General features: G+C 67.0%; 18 protein-coding genes. 12 read left to right on the top strand and 6 right to left on the bottom strand.

Going from position 1 to position 19,290, the window contains the following annotated elements; all coding sequences use genetic code 11:
* Positions 1 to 55: 55 nt before the first annotated feature.
* From K254_RS0115635 to K254_RS0115625, 3 genes are all read left to right on the top strand, one after another.
* Complete coding sequence (locus tag K254_RS0115635) at positions 56 to 904, top strand: hypothetical protein (RefSeq protein WP_026556167.1); 849 nt, start codon at positions 56 to 58, stop codon at positions 902 to 904.
* A 52-nt stretch (positions 905 to 956) separates the two neighbouring features.
* A complete protein-coding gene (locus K254_RS0115630) occupies positions 957 to 1,505 on the top strand; it encodes a hypothetical protein (RefSeq protein WP_026556166.1) in 549 nt (182 codons plus the stop codon).
* A 94-nt stretch (positions 1,506 to 1,599) separates the two neighbouring features.
* Positions 1,600 to 2,994: a cryptochrome/photolyase family protein gene (locus K254_RS0115625; protein WP_026556165.1), complete on the top strand. Its 1,395-nt coding sequence runs from the start codon at positions 1,600 to 1,602 to the stop codon at positions 2,992 to 2,994.
* Positions 2,995 to 3,053: 59 nt separating this feature from the next.
* Here K254_RS0115625 and K254_RS0115620 read toward each other — a convergent pair whose 3' ends face one another.
* From K254_RS0115620 to K254_RS0115610, 3 genes are all read right to left on the bottom strand, one after another.
* Positions 3,054 to 4,229: a cation:proton antiporter gene (locus K254_RS0115620; RefSeq protein WP_026556164.1), complete on the bottom strand. Its 1,176-nt coding sequence runs from the start codon at positions 4,227 to 4,229 to the stop codon at positions 3,054 to 3,056.
* A gap of 15 nt (positions 4,230 to 4,244) precedes the next feature.
* Entirely contained in the window at positions 4,245 to 4,730 is a 486-nt protein-coding gene (locus tag K254_RS0115615) for a cation:proton antiporter regulatory subunit (protein WP_026556163.1), read from the bottom strand.
* 77 nt (positions 4,731 to 4,807) lie between these two features.
* A complete protein-coding gene (locus K254_RS0115610; protein ID WP_026556162.1) occupies positions 4,808 to 5,371 on the bottom strand; it encodes a hypothetical protein in 564 nt (187 codons plus the stop codon).
* Between the two features lie 178 nt (positions 5,372 to 5,549).
* Between K254_RS0115610 and kynA the strand changes: the two genes are divergently transcribed.
* Both kynA and dcd read left to right on the top strand, forming a co-directional pair.
* Complete coding sequence (gene kynA / locus K254_RS0115605; RefSeq protein WP_026556161.1) at positions 5,550 to 6,404, top strand: tryptophan 2,3-dioxygenase; 855 nt, start codon at positions 5,550 to 5,552, stop codon at positions 6,402 to 6,404.
* A gap of 73 nt (positions 6,405 to 6,477) precedes the next feature.
* Positions 6,478 to 7,053 carry a dCTP deaminase gene (dcd, locus tag K254_RS0115600; RefSeq protein WP_026556160.1) on the top strand — a complete coding sequence of 192 codons (576 nt, stop codon included), beginning with the start codon at positions 6,478 to 6,480 and terminating at the stop codon, positions 7,051 to 7,053.
* A gap of 65 nt (positions 7,054 to 7,118) precedes the next feature.
* Here the strand turns inward: dcd and K254_RS0115595 are convergent, their stop codons facing one another.
* On the bottom strand, positions 7,119 to 8,438 hold the full coding sequence (locus tag K254_RS0115595; protein ID WP_026556159.1) for an MFS transporter: 1,320 nt from the start codon (positions 8,436 to 8,438) through the stop codon (positions 7,119 to 7,121).
* A gap of 208 nt (positions 8,439 to 8,646) precedes the next feature.
* Here K254_RS0115595 and K254_RS0115590 point away from each other — a divergent pair, with 208 nt between their 5' ends.
* From K254_RS0115590 to mnhG, 6 genes are read left to right on the top strand one after another with little or no spacing between them, the layout of a single operon-like run.
* A complete protein-coding gene (locus K254_RS0115590) occupies positions 8,647 to 11,628 on the top strand; it encodes a Na+/H+ antiporter subunit A (RefSeq protein ID WP_026556158.1) in 2,982 nt (993 codons plus the stop codon).
* Positions 11,625 to 12,086: a Na(+)/H(+) antiporter subunit C gene (locus K254_RS23560; protein ID WP_051389280.1), complete on the top strand. Its 462-nt coding sequence runs from the start codon at positions 11,625 to 11,627 to the stop codon at positions 12,084 to 12,086. Before K254_RS0115590 ends, K254_RS23560 begins: the two co-directional genes overlap by 4 nt.
* Complete coding sequence (locus K254_RS0115580; protein ID WP_026556157.1) at positions 12,083 to 13,708, top strand: Na+/H+ antiporter subunit D; 1,626 nt, start codon at positions 12,083 to 12,085, stop codon at positions 13,706 to 13,708. The genes K254_RS23560 and K254_RS0115580 overlap by 4 nt, the downstream gene beginning before the upstream one ends.
* Positions 13,705 to 14,265 (top strand): Na+/H+ antiporter subunit E, encoded by a 561-nt coding sequence (locus K254_RS0115575; protein WP_026556156.1) that lies wholly within the window; start codon positions 13,705 to 13,707, stop codon positions 14,263 to 14,265. Before K254_RS0115580 ends, K254_RS0115575 begins: the two co-directional genes overlap by 4 nt.
* A 5-nt stretch (positions 14,266 to 14,270) precedes the next feature.
* Positions 14,271 to 14,537, top strand: coding sequence for a monovalent cation/H+ antiporter complex subunit F (locus K254_RS0115570; RefSeq protein WP_026556155.1), 267 nt, complete (start codon positions 14,271 to 14,273; stop codon positions 14,535 to 14,537).
* The gene (gene mnhG / locus K254_RS0115565; protein ID WP_035750248.1) at positions 14,534 to 14,947 is read left to right on the top strand and encodes a monovalent cation/H(+) antiporter subunit G; all 414 of its coding nucleotides are present in this window, start codon (positions 14,534 to 14,536) and stop codon (positions 14,945 to 14,947) included. Before K254_RS0115570 ends, mnhG begins: the two co-directional genes overlap by 4 nt.
* On the opposite strand, the gene K254_RS23555 is transcribed toward mnhG, so the two are convergent.
* Together K254_RS23555 and K254_RS0115555 are read right to left on the bottom strand one after the other, a co-directional pair.
* Complete coding sequence (locus tag K254_RS23555; protein WP_231391879.1) at positions 14,944 to 15,411, bottom strand: DUF1003 domain-containing protein; 468 nt, start codon at positions 15,409 to 15,411, stop codon at positions 14,944 to 14,946. The genes mnhG and K254_RS23555 overlap by 4 nt on opposite strands.
* A 92-nt stretch (positions 15,412 to 15,503) precedes the next feature.
* Positions 15,504 to 15,764, bottom strand: coding sequence for a DUF4235 domain-containing protein (locus K254_RS0115555; RefSeq protein ID WP_026556153.1), 261 nt, complete (start codon positions 15,762 to 15,764; stop codon positions 15,504 to 15,506).
* Between the two features lie 350 nt (positions 15,765 to 16,114).
* Here K254_RS0115555 and K254_RS25455 point away from each other — a divergent pair, with 350 nt between their 5' ends.
* Positions 16,115 to 19,162: a beta-N-acetylglucosaminidase domain-containing protein gene (locus tag K254_RS25455; protein ID WP_081710184.1), complete on the top strand. Its 3,048-nt coding sequence runs from the start codon at positions 16,115 to 16,117 to the stop codon at positions 19,160 to 19,162.
* The last annotated feature ends 128 nt before the right edge of the window (positions 19,163 to 19,290 follow it).

The raw sequence follows: 19,290 nt of genomic DNA, 5'->3' as shown, positions 1-19,290 counted from the left end.
GGGGCAAAATCTGCGGCGGGGCGCACCGTCCCCGCCGGCTTCTTGGGGTGGGGACATGAAGGTATTCAAAAAGGTGGCGCCCATTGCCGGCGCCTGCATGCTGGCGGTTTCACTGAGCGGATGCCTTGCGCTCCCATTCATTGTCACGGCCGGTTCCCGGGACAACCGCCCTGTGGCCACGGCGCCGTCGAGCTCCAACCCCAGCCCCACTCCCAGCAGTTCCCCCGGCAGCTCTCCACACCCACTGGACCCTCCGAACCCACTGAACCGCGTGCTGAGCGTCGAGGAACTGGCGGCCTTGGTCCGCAGCGTGGGCGCCGACGACGGGACGGCCGCCGTCATGCTGGAAGGGGCCGCGCTGGCAGACGCCGTGGGCGAGACCAGCTTCAACATCCAAGGCCTTTCCGCCCAACCAGCCGAATGTCTGGACCACCTGCAGTACGGCGGGCTGGCCGACTACGACTTTCCCAGGGCCGGTGCACTCGTGGGGCCAGTGGGCCGCGCCGCGGTGGTGACGGCGACGGCGGACGATTCCGGCGCACTGTTCTCTGCCATGTACAGCGTGGACAAGATTACGACCAGATGCCAGACGGTGGACCTGAGCCAGGATGGCGTGAACTTCCAGCTGTCCGTGCGGAATCTGATTGCTCCACTGCATGGGCTAAAGAGCAGGGCCATGTTGTTCACTGTCACCACGCCGAACGCAGAGACCATGCGGTGGGTGCGGATGGTCGCGGAGGCGCCCAATTTGTTCGTCACAGTGGTTCGGATGCTGGAGCAGGAGAGCCCTTCGCCCGAGGACCTCGCTGAAATGGCTGCATACTCGAACATCATCATCGACAACGTTGGTACACCCCCGGTTGGCGGGACCCCGGTTGCAGGGACACCGCAGGGCACGGCCTGAATCAACCAATTGGTGGACGGTTGGGCACCCAGGCCACGGCTAGGCTGAAACCATGAAACCTCTGGTTGTCTTCGGACTGGACATCGACAAACTTGCCGGCGGCCGCCAGGGCCACGTGGTGGTTGATGCGGACATCCTCGAGCACCCCAAGACCCGGCGGAGCTTCCGCTGGGTGCAGAGCATCCTGGCCTTGGAGGTACTGGTCGGCGCGACGGCATTGGTCATCGCCGCGGTGCTGCAGAGCACCGGGCAGGCCGTCGGATTCCCTGTTTGGTTCCGCGGCGTCGTCGTGCTGTTCATGACCCTGACACTGTTCTTCTTCGCCTGGCGTGCCCAGCAGGGCTTCTACTGGGGCTACCAGCGGCTGCGTTTGTTCAGCCAGATCTTCCCTGTCATCACGCTGATCGTCGCGACCATTCCCGGGCTGTACCCCTATTGGATGGTCATCGAGCAGATCATCTTCGCGGTCCTGATGATCGGCGTCGCCGACGTCCTCACCAGCGACCACATGCGCGAGGCCTTCCCCAGCGCCAAGCGGCGTGCGGCACAGGCCGCCGCAGAGGCTGCCTGCGAGCAGCCAGGACGGTCCGGACAGATCTAGCGGGGTTTCCCCAAGCGGCCAGCCGGATTTTGATGGCCCAGAGCGGCCCCCGCCCGCACCACCGCCGGAACCCCCGCCACGTCGAAAGGGCTTCATGAAAACCGCACTTGTCTGGTTCCGCGACGACCTCCGTGTAGCCGACAACCCCGCGCTGCTGGCGGGGGTCCGCGACGGGTCTGTCGCAGCCGTCTACATCCTTGACGAAGAATCCGCCGGCATCCGCCCGCTGGGCGGGGCCGCACGCTGGTGGCTGCACCACGCATTGATCGACTTGCGGCATGAACTTGATCAGCTGGGGATTCCCCTGGTCCTGCGGAGCGGCCCGGCGGGCGTGGTGGTCCAGGATCTGGTGCGGGAACTGGATGCCGGCTCCCTTTACTGGAACAGGCGCTACGGAGGACCCGAACGCGGCATCGATGCCGGGATCAAGGCATGGGCCGCAGATGCCGGTGTCCACGTGGAGAGCTTCCAAGCATCGCTGCTGCACGAGCCGTGGGCCGTGCGGACAGGCCAAGGCAACCCCTACTCCGTCTTCACTCCGTTTTGGCGGGCCGTCTCCGCCCAGGATTTTCGTGCCCCCTTTGACGCGCCCGGGCAGGGGGACGGAGCCGGCGGGCGGGCTGCAGCCTCGGACGATCTGGATTCCTGGCGGCTTTTGCCGAGCAGCCCGGACTGGGCTGGTGGGCTGCGGGAGGCCTGGACGCCAACCGCAGCCGCGGCACAACAGCTGTTGGAGCAGTTCCTGGCCGACGACGTTGCCGACTATTCACAGGACCGTGACCGGCCGGACAGGCAGGGGACCAGCAGGCTGTCGCCGTACCTGCGCTGGGGCCAGCTGAGTCCGTTCCAAGTCTGGGGCACCTTGTCCGCGGCCCGCGGCAGCGACGGTGCGAGAGTGTTTGCCTCGCAGCTGGGGTGGCGTGAATTCTGTTGGCACCAGCTCTACCACCGGCCACAACTAGCCACCGAAAACCTGCGCCCCGCCTTTGACCGCTTCCCCTGGACCTGGCCGGACGCCAGCCCCGGCAAAGCCGCGCCCGGCACCGCTGCCGGGGCTGGGCGCGGCGCCGAATTCCTCAAGACCTGGCACTGTGGAACCACAGGGATGCACCTGGTTGATGCCGGACAGCGCGAACTGTGGCACACCGGGTTCATGCACAACCGCGTCCGCATGGTCAGTGCCAGCTTCCTGGTCAAGAACCTGGGCATCCACTGGCGGCTGGGGGAGCAGTGGTTTTGGGACACGCTGGTCGATGCGGATGCTGCATCCAATCCAGCGAACTGGCAGTGGGTGGCGGGGTCCGGGGCCGATGCGGCCCCGTTCTTCCGCATCTTCAATCCGGAAACCCAAGCCAGGAAGTTTGATCCAGACGGCGCCTATGTGCGCCGTTGGGTGCCGGAATTAGGCACGCCAGCCTATCCCCAACCCATCGTGGACCTGGCCGAGACCCGCGCAGCGGCGCTCGCCGCCTACGCGGGAATTCGATGATGATTGCTTCTGCGGGCCACCAGGGGCGGTCGAAGCCGGCTGGGTGCCTGAGGAGACGTCTAGACTGCGACGGGTTTCTGCCGTAGGAAGACGCCCATCACCGGCTCCACCACGCGGGCGGCCACCGGGCCAAACACGGCCATGATCAGCACATAGGCCGTGGCCAGCGCGGCCAGCTCGGCCGGCACGGCGCCGGAGGCCACGGCCAGCCCGGCGATGACGATGGAGAACTCGCCGCGCGCGATCAGTGCCGCTCCGGCGCGGGCCCGGCCCAGCTTGCCGATGCCCTGCCGTCCTGCGGCCCACCAGCCCGTCACCACCTTGGTTGCCGCCGTCACCACTGCCAGCGCCAGCGCCACCCACAGCACCGGCACAATGGTGCCCGGATCCGTGTTCAGGCCAAACACCACAAAGAACATGGCGGCAAAGAGGTCGCGCAGCGGCTCCAGCACCCGGGCGGCGTTCTGCGCCGTCGCGCCCGAGATGGCGATGCCCAGCAGGAAGGCGCCGACGGCGGCAGACACCTGCAGGGCCGAGGCCAGGCCGGCCACCAGCAGGGCGGCCCCGAGCAGCTTCAGCAGGAAGGTTTCCCGGTCCGGACTGTCGATCAGGGCAGAGACGAGATGGCCGAACTTCAGCGCGGCCACCAGCACAATGGTGATCACGGCCAGCGAAATGGCCAGGGCGGTAAGGCCGCCGACCAGTGAGACACCGGCCAGCACCGCCGTCAGGATGGGCAGGTAGGCGGCCATCGCCAGATCCTCGATGACCAGAATCGAGAGCACTACGGGGGTTTCACGGTTGCCGAGCCGGCCCAGGTCGCTGAGCACCTTGGCGACAATGCCCGACGACGACGAGTAGGTCACACCGGCCATGACCAGCGCGCCCACGGGGCCCCAGCCCAGCATCAGCGCCACCGCGGCACCGGGCAGCATGTTCAGCACCAGATCGACGGCGCCGGCCATCCAGGACTGCTTCAGGCCCGTGACAAGCTCGGTGGCCGTATATTCCAATCCGAGCATAAGCAGCAGGAGGATGACGCCGATCTCGCTGGCGATGTGGCCAAAGTCCTCGATGCCGCCCAGATCCACCAGACCGCCGTGGCCAAAGGCCAGACCGCCGAGCAGGTACAGGGGCACCGGGGACATGCCGATGAGACCGGCAAGCCGGCCTAGGAAGCCCAAGGCAAAAAAGACGACGCCGAGCTGGATGAGGGAAAGGGTAGTTGGATCCACGCTAGGCTGCCGCCGTTACAGCCGGGTCTGAAGGATCTTGGCGGCCTCGGCCAGCCCGCTGTCTGTGCCCACGATGACGGCCAGATCCCCGGCCTCCAGAACCTGGTCCGGGCGGGGGGATCCGATGACTTCATCAGAGCGCAGCAGAGCCACCACGGATGTGCCTGTGCGGGTGCGCATCTGGGTGTCGCCCAGCGTCCGTCCGGCATAGGCGGAACCGGGGCGGATCAGAATCTGGTGCGTCGTGACGCCGGGAACATTCTTCTGCTCCGCCGTCAGCTGGGCGATCAACTGGGTGCCGCCCAACAGGCCGCCCAATGCCGCTGCTTCCTCGGCGCTGAGCGGAATGGATGCCGCACAGGCATCCGGGTCATCGACACGGGAAACGATCAATTCCGTCTGCCCGTCGCGATGCGTGACAACTCCCACCCGTCGGCCTGAGCCCAGCAACAGCTCCCTGCGGAAGCCGATGCCCGGAAGCGGGATTTCTTCAATCTTCATGTCCCTACCTTAGTCTTGCCCGGGGACAGCCCGGGCGACTGTATAACAACTTTTCAGCACGGAATAGTCCGGGCGGCCTAGGGTTGGCTGGCGATCGCCTGGGCCTTGTAGACGGCCACGCTCCAGGCCAGCGAGTCATCGCCGGAGATGGTCACCAGCAGCTCCGCCACGCCTGTGGAACCCATGACATTGAGGGTCCGCGCGGGGTCGGCGGCCGTGCCGCAGTCCAGCGGGAAGCTGGCCACGCCGGCAACGTCCACCGTCACCACTCCCGCTCCGCTGCAGCCCAGCTCCACCGCCGTCCGGCCGGGCGCCGCAAATGGCCCGAGCACCCTCGTGCCGTGCTGGTCGTCCAGCCGGCCCAAGAGGGAACTGCCGTCCGCTGGCCCGACCGCGTCCAACAGGGGCACCGCCGCAGCCAACGGCGTGGCCGCCGCCGTGGGGGAACCGCCTGCAGGGGATGCCGGTCCGGCGGCGGACGCAGCTGCGCTGCCCGCGGAAGGTCCGGAGGTGGATGAGGCAGCTGTGCCGGGCGCGCCCGAGGGGGGCGCCGCCGTCGTGCATCCGGTGGCCAGCAGGGCCAGCAGCCCTGCGGCGGCGGCAACCCCGGATAGGGCAGTCCTGCGGCCCAGTGCTTCCATGCCCGCCTCCAACCCGGCCGGGCGTGCGCCCGGCGTCGTGCATCAACCTACGCCTGTCCACCCGCTCTTGTCTGGTGGTCCGGCCGCGGAACTTCTGCTCGATGGCCAACGGCCCGATGCGCCCGCTGGCGTACCCTGATCCGTAGGCAATGGTTGCCTTGGACAGACGGGGACGGCAGTGGCGCTGAAGAAGAACACACGCAAGATCGAGGCCGGCATTGAAACGGACTTCCGCGACAAGATGAGCTACGGCTCCTACCTGTCGCTGGATACGCTGCTTTCCGCCCAGAATCCGGTCAGCGTCCCCGAACACCACGATGAGATGCTCTTCATCATCCAGCACCAGACCTCCGAGCTGTGGCTGAAACTGGTCCTGCATGAGCTGCGGGCCGTGCGCACCGCCCTGGCCGCCGACAACCTCCGCGTGGCCATGAAGGGTGTCGCCCGGATCAAGCACATCCAGCGCACGCTCACCGAGCAGTGGTCGGTGCTGGCCACCCTGACGCCGTCCGAATACGCCCAGTTCCGCGGAGACCTGGGGGCGTCATCGGGGTTCCAGTCCTACCAGTACCGTGCGGTGGAGTTCCTGCTGGGGAACAAGAACCGCGGCATGCTGAAGGTGTTCGCCGCCGATCCCGCGGCCCAGGCCATGCTGACCGAGGCGCTGGAGCAGACCAGCATCTATGACGAGTTCCTGCGGCTGCTGGCCCGGCGAGGCTTCGACGTCCCGGCCGAACTGCTGGAGCGCGACGTCTCCACGGCCCACGTGTTCAACGAGTCCCTGGTGCAGCTGTACAAGGCGATCTATGAGGACACGGAGCAGTATTGGGACCTCTACGAGGCCTGCGAGGAGCTGGTGGACCTCGAGGACAATTTCCAGCTATGGCGTTTCCGGCATATGAAGACGGTGGCGCGCACCATCGGCATGAAAAGCGGCACGGGCGGCTCCTCCGGCGTCGGCTTCCTCCAGCGCGCCCTCGAGCTGACGTTCTTCCCCGAACTGTTTGCCGTGCGGACCGAAATCGGCCGCTGACCCGGCTGTCGGATGTGACGCCGGCGCCTTGGGATCGTCAGGTCCGGGAGCCCCAATGCGCTATTTTTGAAGGGTGCTGATCTCAGACCGCGATATACGTGCCGAAATTGACGCCAAGCGCATTGTCTTGGATCCCTACGACCCCTCGATGGTCCAGCCGTCCAGCATCGACGTGCGCATCGACCGCTTCTTTAGGTTGTTCGACAACCACAAGTACGCGCACATCGACCCCGCCGAGGACCAGCCGGACCTGACCCGCCTGGTGGAGGTTGCCCCGGACGAGTCCTTCATCCTGCACCCGGGCGAATTTGTACTCGGCTCCACCTACGAGGCCGTCACCCTGCCGGACGACATCGCCGCACGCCTGGAGGGCAAGTCCTCGCTGGGCCGCCTGGGCCTGCTGACGCACTCCACCGCCGGCTTCATCGACCCCGGATTCTCCGGCCACGTCACGCTGGAACTGTCCAATGTGGCCACCCTGCCCATCAAGCTGTGGCCCGGCATGAAGATCGGCCAGCTCTGCTTCTTCCGCCTCTCCTCCCCGGCCGAGCACCCCTACGGCTCCGGCGAATACGGCAACCGCTACCAGGGCCAGCGCGGCCCCACGGCGTCGCGCTCCTTCCAGAACTTCCACCGCACCAGCATCTAGTTCCCCTTCGTTGAGGCGTGGGTTGCTGCCCCATGGATCGCATCCATGGGGCAGCAGCCCACGCCTCAACTGTTTAAGGCCGGGGGCTTGACGGGGAGCAGGAGCAGCAGGCCGGCGAGCAGGACCAGCAGGATGCCGATGATGCCCCAGCGCTGGGCACCGAAGACGGTGATGAAGAGGGCAAAGAGCGACGGCGCCAGGAAGGACACCGCGCGGCCGGTGGTCGCGTACAGCCCGTAGAGCTCGCCCTCCCTGCCCGCGGGGGCCAGCCGGCCGATGAAGGTGCGGGCCGAGGACTGGGCCGGGCCCACGAACAGGCACAGCAGCAGGCCGAAGATCCAGAAGACTGTTTTGCCTTCCATGAACAGCAGCACCGTGCCCGAGGCCAGCAGCCCCAGGAGCGAGACGACGATGACGGACTTGGGGCCGAACCTATCGTCGAAGAATCCCGCGGAGAGGGCGCCGGCGGCGGCCACGACGTTGCCGGCAATGGCGAAAATCAGCACATCCCCGGTCTTGAAGCCAAAGGTGCCGACGGCGATGACGGCACCAAAGGTGAAGATGGCGGCCAGGCCGTCACGGAAGATGGCGCTGGCGAGCAGGAAGAACAGCGTGTGCGGGGAGGTCTTGGCCAGCCGCCGGACGGTGCGCCACAGCTCCACATAGGACTGGAAGAAGCCCACCTTGGGCATGGCGGGGTCCGGGGCCGTTTCCGGGATGGCCAGCATGACGGGAATCGAGAAGAGAATGATCCAGGCCGCGGAGAACAGCGCCACCACCCGGTAGGTCATGCCATTTTCGGCCGTGATGCCGAAGACGCCCACATCCGGCTGGATCAGCGCGATGAACACGATCAGCAGGGCCACGATGCCGCCCACATAGCCGGCCGCCCAGCCGATGCCGCTGATTCTGCCAATGCTGGTCTTGGTCGAGATCTGCAGCAGCATGGCGTTGTAGTTCACGCTGGCCAGCTCAAAGAACACATGCCCCGCCGCGATCGCCAGACAGCCGAACAACAGGTACGACTCCTGCGGCTGGACGAAGAAGCAGCTGGCCGTCAGCAGTGCCACGATCACGGTGTTGATGCCCAGCCAGAGCTTGCGCCGGCCGCTGTGGTCGGTGCGCTGGCCGGCCACCGGGGCCAGCAGGGCGATCGCGACGCCGGACAGCGACAGTGCCAGGGCCAGGACGGCGGAGGCGTGGTCCGCCCCGCCAAAGGCATCGCTGGTCAGGTACAGGGCGGTGAAGATGAAGGTGGTCATGACGGCGTTGAAGGCCGCGCCGCCCCAGTCCCAGGCCGCCCAGGCTGCGATTTGGAGCTTGGTGGCCGGGGCCTTGGCCTGGACAGCCGGTGAATAGCTGGCAGCGGGCGGGAACTCAGTCATACGGCACATGCTAGTCCCAGCGGGCCGGCCCGGGTGCCCAGGTGGGTAAATGCCACCTTAACGCGCGGAGGATGTGACGTGGAATTGAATATGAACGAATGGGAATGCACCGTTTTGGCCGGGGAAGTGGTTGGCAATTGATAGGCTGGTGGCACTCCGATTCGACATTGACCGCCACGCCTGACGACCAAGAAAAGCGGAACCAACTGTGCTAATGATCATTGCCATTCATTTTGTGGTGGCAATGGCAGCGCCCGCATTCTTTTCCCGAATGGGACGCCAGGCGTTCTACATTCTGGCGGCGGTCCCGGCGGGGAGCTTCTTCTGGCTGCTGGCCCAGCATGGCGCCATCTACTCGCCCACCTCCCCCAATCCCAGTGAAGTGCTGCCCTGGGTCCCCGGCCTGCAATTGGAGCTGGCCTTTAGGATGGACGCCCTGGGCTGGGTAATGTCCCTTTTGGTCCTGGGCGTTGGCGCGCTGGTTCTGGCCTACTGCGGCCGCTATTTCAAGAAGGACGACGTCGATCTGGGCGGCTTTGGCGCCCAATTGCTGGCCTTTGCCGGCGTCATGTTTGGCCTGGTCACGGCCGACAATCTGGTGCTGCTGTTCATTTTCTGGGAACTCACCACCATCCTGTCGTATCTGTTGATTGGTTTTGCCCGCACCAGGATTTCCGCCCGCCGCTCGGCCCTGCAGGCCCTGATCGTCACCACCGCCGGTGGTCTGGCCATGCTGGTGGGCCTGATCATGGTGGGCCAGAGCGCCGGAACCTACAGCATCTCCGCGATCATGGAGGCGGCTCCGGCGCTGCTCGCCGCCCCGGCCACGGCGGGCATTGTCAACGGCGGCATTGCCTTGATCCTGATCGGCGCCGTGACCAAGTCCGCGCTGATCCCGTTCCACTTCTGGCTGCCCGGCGCCATGGCCGCGCCCACGCCGGTGAGCGCCTATCTGCACGCCGCCGCGATGGTCAAGGCCGGCATCTACCTGGTGGCCCGCCTGGCTCCGGGCTTCGCCGAGGCCCCCGCCTGGGCACCGCTGATCACCATCCTGGGCCTGGGCACCATGCTGGTGGGTGGCTGGCGGGCCCTGCGCCAATACGACCTCAAACTGATCCTCGCCTACGGCACCGTCAGCCAGCTCGGGTTCCTGACCGTCGTCGTTGGGCTTGGAAACCGGGAGGCAGCGCTGGCCGGCCTCGCCATGCTGGTCGCCCACGGCCTGTTCAAGGCCACCCTCTTCCTGGTGGTGGGCATCATCGACCACCAGACCGGAACCCGCGACATCCGCAATCTGTCCGGGGTGTTCGCCTCGGCGCCGGCGCTGGGCGTCGTGGCGCTCATCGGCGCCGCCTCCATGGCGGGCCTGCCGCCGCTGGCGGGTTTTGTGGCCAAGGAATCCATCTTCGAGGCCTTCTGGGAGAACGCTGCCCACGGTCCGGACCCGGTGGCCGGGTTTGTGGTGCTGGCCCTGATGGTGCTCGGCTCCATGCTCACGTTCGCCTACAGTGCGCGCTTCCTCTGGGGCGGCTTCGCCAAGAAGGTCAAGGGCATGGCCACAGGATTCAAGCGCGTCCCACCGGCCTTCCTGGCCGCCCCCGCCATCCTGACGGTGCTCACGGTTGCCTACGGACTGTTCCCCTCGGTGGTGGACGGTTGGATAGCCCCCTACGCCGCCCTGTTCCCGGCCAAGGGGCCGGATGCGCATCTGGCGCTCTGGCACGGCTTCACCCCGGCCCTGGGCCTGAGCGCCGCCACCATCGCCGTCGGCGTGCTGCTCTTCGCCGGCCGCAGCGCGGTGGGCCGCTTCCAGACGAAGCTGCCGCCGGTGGTCGACGCGGAGAAGAGCTACCGCCAGGTCGTCAACGTGCTGGACATCATCGCCATTTGGGTCACCGGCCGTACGCAGCGTGGTTCGCTGTTCTTCTACCTCTCCGTCATTCTGTCGACGGCCATCGTCGCGGCGCTGCTGGCGCTCATCTTTGGCGGCCAGCGCTGGCCGGAGACCGTCTACTTCGTCGATCCCGGCGCTCCGGTGCAGGTGATTGCGGCGATTGCCATCGTCCTTGGCGCCCTGGCCGCGGCCCGCGCCAACAAGCGCTTCCTGGCCGTGCTGATGGTCTCTGTGACCGGCTACGGCATTGCGCTGATCTTCGCCCTGCAGGGGGCGCCGGATCTGGCGCTGACGCAGATGCTGGTGGAGACCATCATCCTGGTGGCCTTCGTGCTGGCCATGCGCAGCCTCCCCGCAGAACTGCGTGAACGCACGGCCGGCTCGCACCGCCTGGTGCGCATGGTCATCGCGGCGGCCTTCGGAACCACCATGATCTTCGTGGCGCTGGCCGCCATGGGTGCCCGGGTGGCGGCCCCTGTCTCGCTGCAGTTCCCGGAACTGGCCTATGAGGGCGGCGGCGGGCTGAACATCGTCAACGTCACGCTGGTGGACATCCGTGCCTGGGACACCTTCGGCGAGATCTCCGTGCTGGCCATCGCGGCCACCGGCGTCGCCAGCCTGATCTTTGTCCGCGGCCGCGGCGACCGCCTGCCGCGGGCTTCCACGGTGGAAACCGGGAGCGTGGGCAGGGTGGCCGAGGGCGACGCCGGCACCGGGCGGAAGGCGGCGACGGCGGAGCTTGCGCGCCGCTTCACCGATGTGGCCCGCGATGCCTGGCTGGTGGCAGGGCGGACGCTGGCCCCGGAACGCCGCTCGATCATCTTCGAAGTGGTGACCCGGCTGATGTTCCACAGCATGATCATCATTTCCATCTACCTGCTGCTGGCCGGCCACAACAGCACCGGCGGCGGTTTTGCCGGCGGCCTGGTGGCAGGGCTCGCCCTGACCATCCGCTACCTTGCCGGCGGGCGCTTTGAACTGGCCGAGGCCACCCGCGTCAGCGCCGGCAGCCTGCTGGGTGTGGGGCTGGGCGTTGCGTCGCTGACGGGCATGTTCCCGCTGCTGCTGGGCGGCCAGGTGTTCCAGAGCGCCATCATCCACCTCGATCTTCCCGTGTTCGGAGACATCAAGTTTGTCACCTCAACCATCTTTGACATCGGCGTCTACATGGTGGTGGTGGGGTTGGTGATCGACGTACTGCGCAGCCTCGGCGCGGAGATCGACCAGCATGAAGAGGACAGTGCCAATGGGCAGGCGCCCACGGTGGAGGAATCACCGTTGGGGGTGGGTCGATGAGCGCCAACCTGACGCTGCTGATCGTGATGGGCGTGCTGTACGCGGTGGGCATCTACCTGCTGCTGGAACGCAGCCTCACCCGGGTGCTGCTGGGCCTGATGCTGCTGGCCAACGCCACCAACATCCTGCTGCTGGCCACCGGCGGCTACGCCGGACTGGCACCGATCTTCAGCAAAGACATTCCCGCCGGGGAATACAATGATCCGCTGCCCCAGGCGTTCATTCTGACCTCCATCGTGATTTCCTTCGCGGTGACCTCGTTCATGCTTGGCCTGATCTACCGCTCCTGGCTGCTGGCCCGCCGCGATGACATCCAGGACGACGCCGAGGACCGCAAGGTGGCTGCCCAGGGCAGCTTCGACGCCGAAGAGGATGCCGACATCGATCTGGACACCACCGAATTCGACGAACCGGCCAAGAACGACAACAAGACCGGAAAGGGGCGGGGAACCCGATGAACATCGCAGACCTGGCACCCCTGGCCGTCGCCGTCCCGTTCCTCGGTGCGGCAGTCGCCTTCATGCTCATCCGCCACCCGCGCGCCCAGCAGACGGTCAGCATTTCCGCCGTCGCACTGACCCTGGCCCTTGAGGCGGTGCTGCTGGCCTCCGTCTGGACCACCGGCGCCAGCGCCGTCCACCTGGGCGGATGGCTGCCGCCGTTCGGCATCGTGATGGTGGTCGACCAGCTCTCCTCGCTGCTGCTGGTGGTGTCCTCCGCCGTCAGCCTGGCGGTGCTGGTCTACGCCACCGGGCAGGGCGCGGCCGACGGCGAGGACAAGGGCCCGGTGTCCGTCTTCCACCCCACCTATCTGATCCTGGTGGCCGGGGTGTCCAACGCCTTCCTGGCCGGGGACCTGTTCAATCTGTACGTGGGCTTTGAGATCCTGCTGACCGCCAGCTATGTGCTGATGACACTGGGCGGCACGGGGGAGCGGATCCGGGCCGGGGTGACCTATGTGGTGGTCAGCGTGGTGTCCTCGATGCTGTTCCTGATCGCCATCGCCATGATCTATGCCGCCACCGGAACCATTACGCTGGCGGATCTGGCCGTGAAGCTGGGCCAGCTGGAACCGGGCACGCAGATCATGCTGCATCTGCTGCTGCTGGTGGCGTTCGGCATCAAGGCGGCCGTCTTCCCGCTGTCCTTCTGGCTCCCCGACTCCTACCCAACCGCCCCGGCACCTGTCACCGCCGTGTTCGCGGGCCTGCTGACCAAGGTGGGCGTCTATGCCATCATCCGCACCGAAACACTGCTGTTCCCGGGTGGTTCGCTGGACACGCTGCTGATGGTGGTGGCGCTGCTGACGATGCTGGTGGGCATCCTTGGCGCCGTGGCCCAGACGGACATCAAGAGAATGCTCTCCTTCACCCTTGTCAGCCACATCGGCTACATGGTCTTCGGTGTCGCCATGTCCTCGGTGGTGGGTCTGGGCGCCGCGGTGTTCTACGTCATCCACCACATCACCGTGCAGACCTCGCTGTTCATGGTCACGGGCCTGATCGAGCGCCGCGGCGGCACCTCCTCCATCGACCGGCTGGGCGGGCTGGCCAAGCTGTCCCCGCTGCTGGGCGTGCTGTACTTCATTCCGGCCATGAACCTGGCCGGCATCCCGCCGTTCTCCGGCTTCCTGGGCAAGCTGGGCCTGCTCCAGGCCGGCGTCACGCTGGGCACGCCGCTGGCCTATGTGCTGGTGGCGGGCGGCGTGGTGGCCAGCCTCCTGACGCTGCTGGCCGTGGCCCGTGTGTGGAACAAGGCGTTCTGGCGCAGCCCGGCCGACGCCGTCAACCCTGACCCCGTGCTGCTGGCCGCCATGGGTGCCGTTGCGGGACGCCCAGGCACCAAGGGTGCAGGAACCTCCGGCACCAAGGCCGCCGCCAGGGGCGCCGCTGTCCAGGGGCCGGTGGGCGTGCTGCCTCGGATGATGGTGGGCTCCACCATGGGCCTGGTGGCGCTGGGTGTGGCCCTGACGGTCTTCGCCGGGCCGCTGTTCGCCCTCGCGGGCCAGGGTGCCAGGGACATGCTGGACCGCCAGGCGTACATCACCGCCGTTATGGGCCCGCAGGAGGGCGGACAATGAGCCGCCAGCGGATCTCCCTGCTGCAGGAACTGCCCCTGCTGGTCTTCCTGGTGCTGGTGTGGGGCGCGCTGTGGCAGGACTACAGCCCGGGCAACCTGGTGTTCGGCGCCCTCATCGCCGTCGGCATTGCCCGCATCTTCTACCTGCCGCCGGTGGAGTTGAGCGGCCGGTTCAACATCGTCCTGGCGGCGGTGTTTGCCGGCATCTTCCTCAAGGACGTGGTGGTGGCCAGCTTCCAGGTGTTCTACCTGGCGGCCGTCCGCGGACCGCACATCAGCAATGCCGTGATCGCCGTGCCGCTGCGCAGCCACTCGGATCTGATGATCACCGCCACGGGCCACGTGATTTCGCTGATCCCCGGATCCCTCGTGGTGGAGGTGGACAGGGCCACACCCATGCTCTACATCCACGTCTTGAACGTCACCAGCCCCGAGCAGGTGGAGAAGGTCCGCGCGGAGGTGCGGGCCACGGAGGCCTGGCTCATTCGGATCATGGGGTCCAAGGAAGAAGTTGCGGCCCTGGCCGCCGAATCGTCCCAGGGGGTGGTGGCACAGTGAACGCCATGGGCATAGTCCTGATCATCGTGGTGGTGATCCTGTCGCTGGCTGCGGCCGGCGCCATCTACCGGATTGCCGCGGGCCCCTCCCTGCTGGACAGGGTGCTGGCGGCCGACGTGCTGCTGGCCATCGTCGGCGCGGCGCTGGCCACCGACATGGCCGTCAACCACCACCTGAACAACCTGGCACTGCTCGTGTCACTGAGCGTCATCGGCTTCATAGGCTCGGTCACGGTGGCCCGCTTCGTATCCGACCGCCGGGAGGAACCATGAGCGGCGACGCCATTTTGGATGGATTGACCATGGCGTGCCTGCTCGTTGGGGCGCTCATGTCCCTTGCGGCGGCCATTGGCCTGCTGCGCTTCCCGGACCTCATGAGCCGGATGCACGCCGCCACCAAGCCGCAGGTGCTGGGCCTGCTGCTCATGCTGGCGGCCGTGGCGCTGCAGATGCGCTCGTGGGCGCTGCTTCCCGTGCTGTTGGGTGCGTGGATCTTCCAGCTGCTGACGGTGCCGGTGTCGGCCCACATGGTGGGCCGCGCCGGCTACAGGACCAAGCACCGGCGTCCGGATCTGCTCACGGTGGATGAACTGAACCCCGTGGTGGCCGCGGCGGCCAAGGATCTGGCCGGCGATCCCGAGGACGACGGCGGCCGCGACCGGGGCGGCGACCCGGCGGTCTAGGCCTCGCCACCGCCTGGTGCGGGCGTGGCCGTGCCGGCCGCCCCTGCCTCCGGTCCGGTTCCGTTGGTTGCCAGAATGAGGGAGCGGAGCTGGTCGATCATCTGACGGTGCTGTTCGCCGAGGTCGATCAACCGGTCAATCTCCACCTTGGCCGCGACGTTGGTGTCGTAGTCGTGCTGGGCCATGGCGGAGCTGATGGCATCCTGCCGCTTGGCCGAGATGAGCAGGATGGCGCCCTGCAGCCCAGCCAGCATGGACAGAAACAGGTTCAGCAGAATGTATGGGTAGGGATCCCAGGAGCCGTTCTTCAGGAGAAGTGAATTGGCCACGGCCCACAGGGCCATGGCCAGGATGAAGATCCCGATGAAGGGCCAGCTCCCCATGCCGTTGCGGAGAACGTCGGCAGCCTTTTGACCAGAGGTCAGCGACTCCTTGTGTTCCGTGTGCCAGTTCTTGATGACCATGACTGCCCACCCTTGGTATCGACGGCCGATCTCTGTCGACACACTACGTCCGGCGAGGGTCCCCGTCCATGGAGCCGGGGTGGTGGCGCGGTCTAGACCTCGTCGGTGCTGTGGTTGAAGCGGGCGATGGCCTTCTGCGTGCCGCGTCCGGCCAGGACCTGGATGACAGCCGCCACGGCGGAGGAGACCAGCGCAAAGACCAGTGCCGAGCGCAGGCTGTGCTCCAGATCGGTGCCGTCCTTGGGTGGCTTGTTGCCCGTGCTCTTCTCCCAAACCGTGTCGACCAGCTTGTTGGCGGCAAATCCTGCACCAATGCTGACGAGAGTGCCGATCAGCTTGAAGACAATGTTCATGGGGGCCTCCTGGGTGGCTGGCCGCCGTGCGGCCGGTGGTGCTGTCTGTGCCAGCCTAACGCGGATTGGTGCCGGACCGCCCTGCCGCGCAGCAGGGCACAGCGCTGGACACATTGGGACGGTGCCGTTTGTGGTCCGGCAAGGCACCCGGCTCTCCCCGGCGGGCAGTCCAGCGGATCTGGACATCGAGGCCTGCCAAGTCCATGGAATGCACTTTCATGATCTTTGCGTAATCATTTGACGCGCCATCAATCCTTTCACTAGCGTTGCCGCCAGCCGGATGGCCTATTTTTGTGATGCCCATTACAGAAATGGGTTGACGGAGCCATCGACATCTGAGGGGACGCAGTATGAGACGCGCACTACGGAACGCAGCCACGGGGGCCTTGGCCCTGGCGATCGGTGCCGGGGGAGGGTTGATAGCACTGGCGCCGGCGGTGCTCCCGGCGGCACAGGCGGCACCCACCATTCCCACGATCCTGCCCACGCCGCAGGAAATCAGCGCCGACGGCGTGGCCGTGCCCCTGACCGGCACCGTCACGGTGGCCGTGGGCGCCCAGACCGATGCCGCCGCCAAGGACCTGCTCTCCGACGTCGTCCGGCAGGCCGGCGGCACGGCGTCGTTCGTCGATGCCGCCGCCCCCGCCGGCGCCACGGTCTTCCTGGGCACGACGGCGGACAACGCCGCCCTGCCCGGCGCGCTCTCCGCCGTCGGCGCCGCCAACGCCGATGCCCTGGCGGCCAACGGCTATGTGATTGCCACCGGCACAGTGGCGGGCAAACCCACCCTGGTGCTGGACGGCAAGGATGCTGCGGGCACGTACTACGCCGTCCAGAGCCTCTCCCAGGTGGTCGCCGACGGCGCGGCCCCCGCCATGAAGGTCAAGGACTGGCCGCTGATGTCCATCCGCGGCGCCATCGAGGGCTTCTACGGCATTCCGTGGTCGCACCAGGCCCGCTTGGACCAGCTGGCCTTCTATGGCAAGCACAAGATGAACACCTACATCTACACGCCCAAGGACGATTCCTTCCTGCGGTCCAAGTGGCGCGAGCTCTACCCGGCGGCGGAGCTGGCTGCGCTGAAGGAACTGGTGGACGAGGCCAATGCCAACCACGTGAACTTCACCTTTGCCCTCTCGCCGGGCAACGACGTCTGCTACTCCTCCGACGCCGATCTGGCCGCCACCACGCGCAAGTTCGACCAGCTGCGCGCGCTGGGCGTCACCAGCTTCTACATCGCCCTCGATGACATCGACCCCGTGCTCAAATGCCAGGCGGACAAGGACAAGTTCACCAACTCGGGCTTCAAGAAGCTCGCCGACGGCCAGGCGTTCTACCTGAACCGCCTGGTGAACGACTACATCAAGCCGCACAACCTGCAGCCGCTGCAGACGGTGCCCACCAACTACAACGGCTCCGGCCCGGACCCCTACAAGGGCCAGTTCGGTCTGATGGTTGATGATTCGGTGCTGGTCCAGTGGACCGGCGAGGGCGTCTTTTCCGACAAGATCACGATGGCCTCCGTGGCCGCCGCCTCGACCAGCTACAACACGGACCATCTCTACATCTGGGACAACCTGCCGGTGAATGACGGCCAGCGCGGCCGCCTCTTCCTCAACCCGCTGGAGGGCCGCGACGCCAATCTGTACCAGCACATCGACGGCTTCACCTCCAATCCGATGATCGAGGCCTACGCCTCCATGATTGCCCTCGCCGGCTATGGCGACTACACGTGGAACGGCCCCGCCTACAACGCCGCCACCACGCAGGCGGCCATCATCTCCGAGCTGGCCGGCGATGATCCGGCCGTGCGCAACGCGCTGGAGGTCTTTGTGGACCTGAACCAGAGCTGGAAGCCGTACCGCAACTCGTCGCTGACGGCGCCTGCCCTGAGCCGGGATCTGGCAGCGTTCTGGACCGCCTACGACGCCGGCAGCACCGTTGGTCTGGCCCCGCTGGCCGATCGTTTGGCCACCATCAAGGCGCTGCCGCAGACGCTGTCCACCATGGCCGAGCCGGGCTTCTATGACGACGCCAAGCCCTGGATCGATGCCGCCGCCCACTGGGCCGCAGCCGCCGAGCAGCAGCTGGCCATGCTGGAAGCGATCGCGGACGGACGCGGCGCCGATGCAACCGACGCTGTGCTGGCCGCGGCCGACGAAAAGTCGGACGCTCTGGCCGCAACAGTTCCCGACATTTCGGACCATGGCATTGTGCAGAACCAGATTGTGCCCGCCGTGGGCGACGGCGTCTTCCAGACGTTCCTTGATGCCGCCCAGGCCCGCTACAACACCTGGCTTCAGGCCACTCCGGCCGCCACCGCCGGCGGCTACCCGGCCACCGCGTCCTCCTCGCTGGGCACCTACTCCTCCAACCGTGCGTCGAACATGACCGACGGCAATGCCGACACGCTCTGGTGGTCCAGCGCCCCTCCGGCCGTGGGCTCCACCGTCACGGTGGACCTGGGCTCGGTGCAGAAGGTGGGCAGGGTGCTCATCCAGCAGTCCGATTCGGACACCACCACCGGCGACATGGTCTACCACGCCCGGGTGGAGTACTCCGCGGACGGCACCAGCTGGACGCCCGCCGGCACCTTCGAGACGAAGCCGCGGATCGAACAGAGCTTCAGCACTCCCGTGGACGCCCGCTATGTCCGGATGGCGGCCACGGCCACCAACTCCGGAGGCCAGTGGGTGAAGGTCCGCGAATTCACGGTGTTTGGACCCGTCACGGATCTGGTCTCGGACCTCGCCGGAGCGAATGGCAGCGGCCCGGCCAGCGCCTTCGATGCCAACATCTCCACGGCCTTCGAGGCCGCCTCGGCGCCCGTAGAGGGATCGCACCTGACCCGGACCCTGGCCGGGGGAACCACCATTGGCTCCATTTCCGTGGTGGGCCGCATGGCCGGCGAGCTGGAGATCGAGACGGCCCAGGGCTGGACGAGCCTGGGCACCCTCGACCCGGAGAAGAGCTTCCAGGAGGCCGTGGTGGAGCAGGAGATCACCGGTGCCCGCATCCTCTTCGCCGCCGGCTCCCCGGCGGCCCGGGCAGCGGCCCAGGCCCCGGTGGTGAACGAGCTGGTGCTGCGCGCCGGCGGTGTGGTCGGTTCCGACCTGCTGATCGGCGAGGAGCCCGAGCCCACCGTTCCGCCGACCACCCCGGCGCCCACCGACCCGCCCACGGGCGGTGGCACCGATCCCGCCACCACGCCGGGTGCCGGCAGCGGTTCCGCCGGTGGCTCCGATTCGCCGTCGTCCGCCGTGGGCGCGCAGGGTTCCGGCTCCGACGATCTGGCGAACACCGGCTTCAGCCTGGGCGCTGTGGGCGTGGCCGCCCTCGCCCTGCTGGCCGGCGGCGTTGCGCTGCTGCGCCGGCGTCGGAGCGTGCGTACGCACTAGCGGTTCATCGGCAGCGCTCCGACCCTGCTCCAAAGGAGCATGGAACGGCCGCCAGCGGCGGCGGGAGTCCACCCACCTGGGTGGGCTCCCGCCGTCGTACATTAAGCGGCCATGAAGGGATGCGTCGA

Origin of the sequence: Arthrobacter sp. 35W, assembly GCF_000482545.1 — a bacterium.
Lineage (GTDB): Bacteria > Actinomycetota > Actinomycetes > Actinomycetales > Micrococcaceae > Specibacter.
Note: the sequence above shows the minus strand (reverse complement) of the source record. Positions and strands in the feature narration are given on the sequence as shown.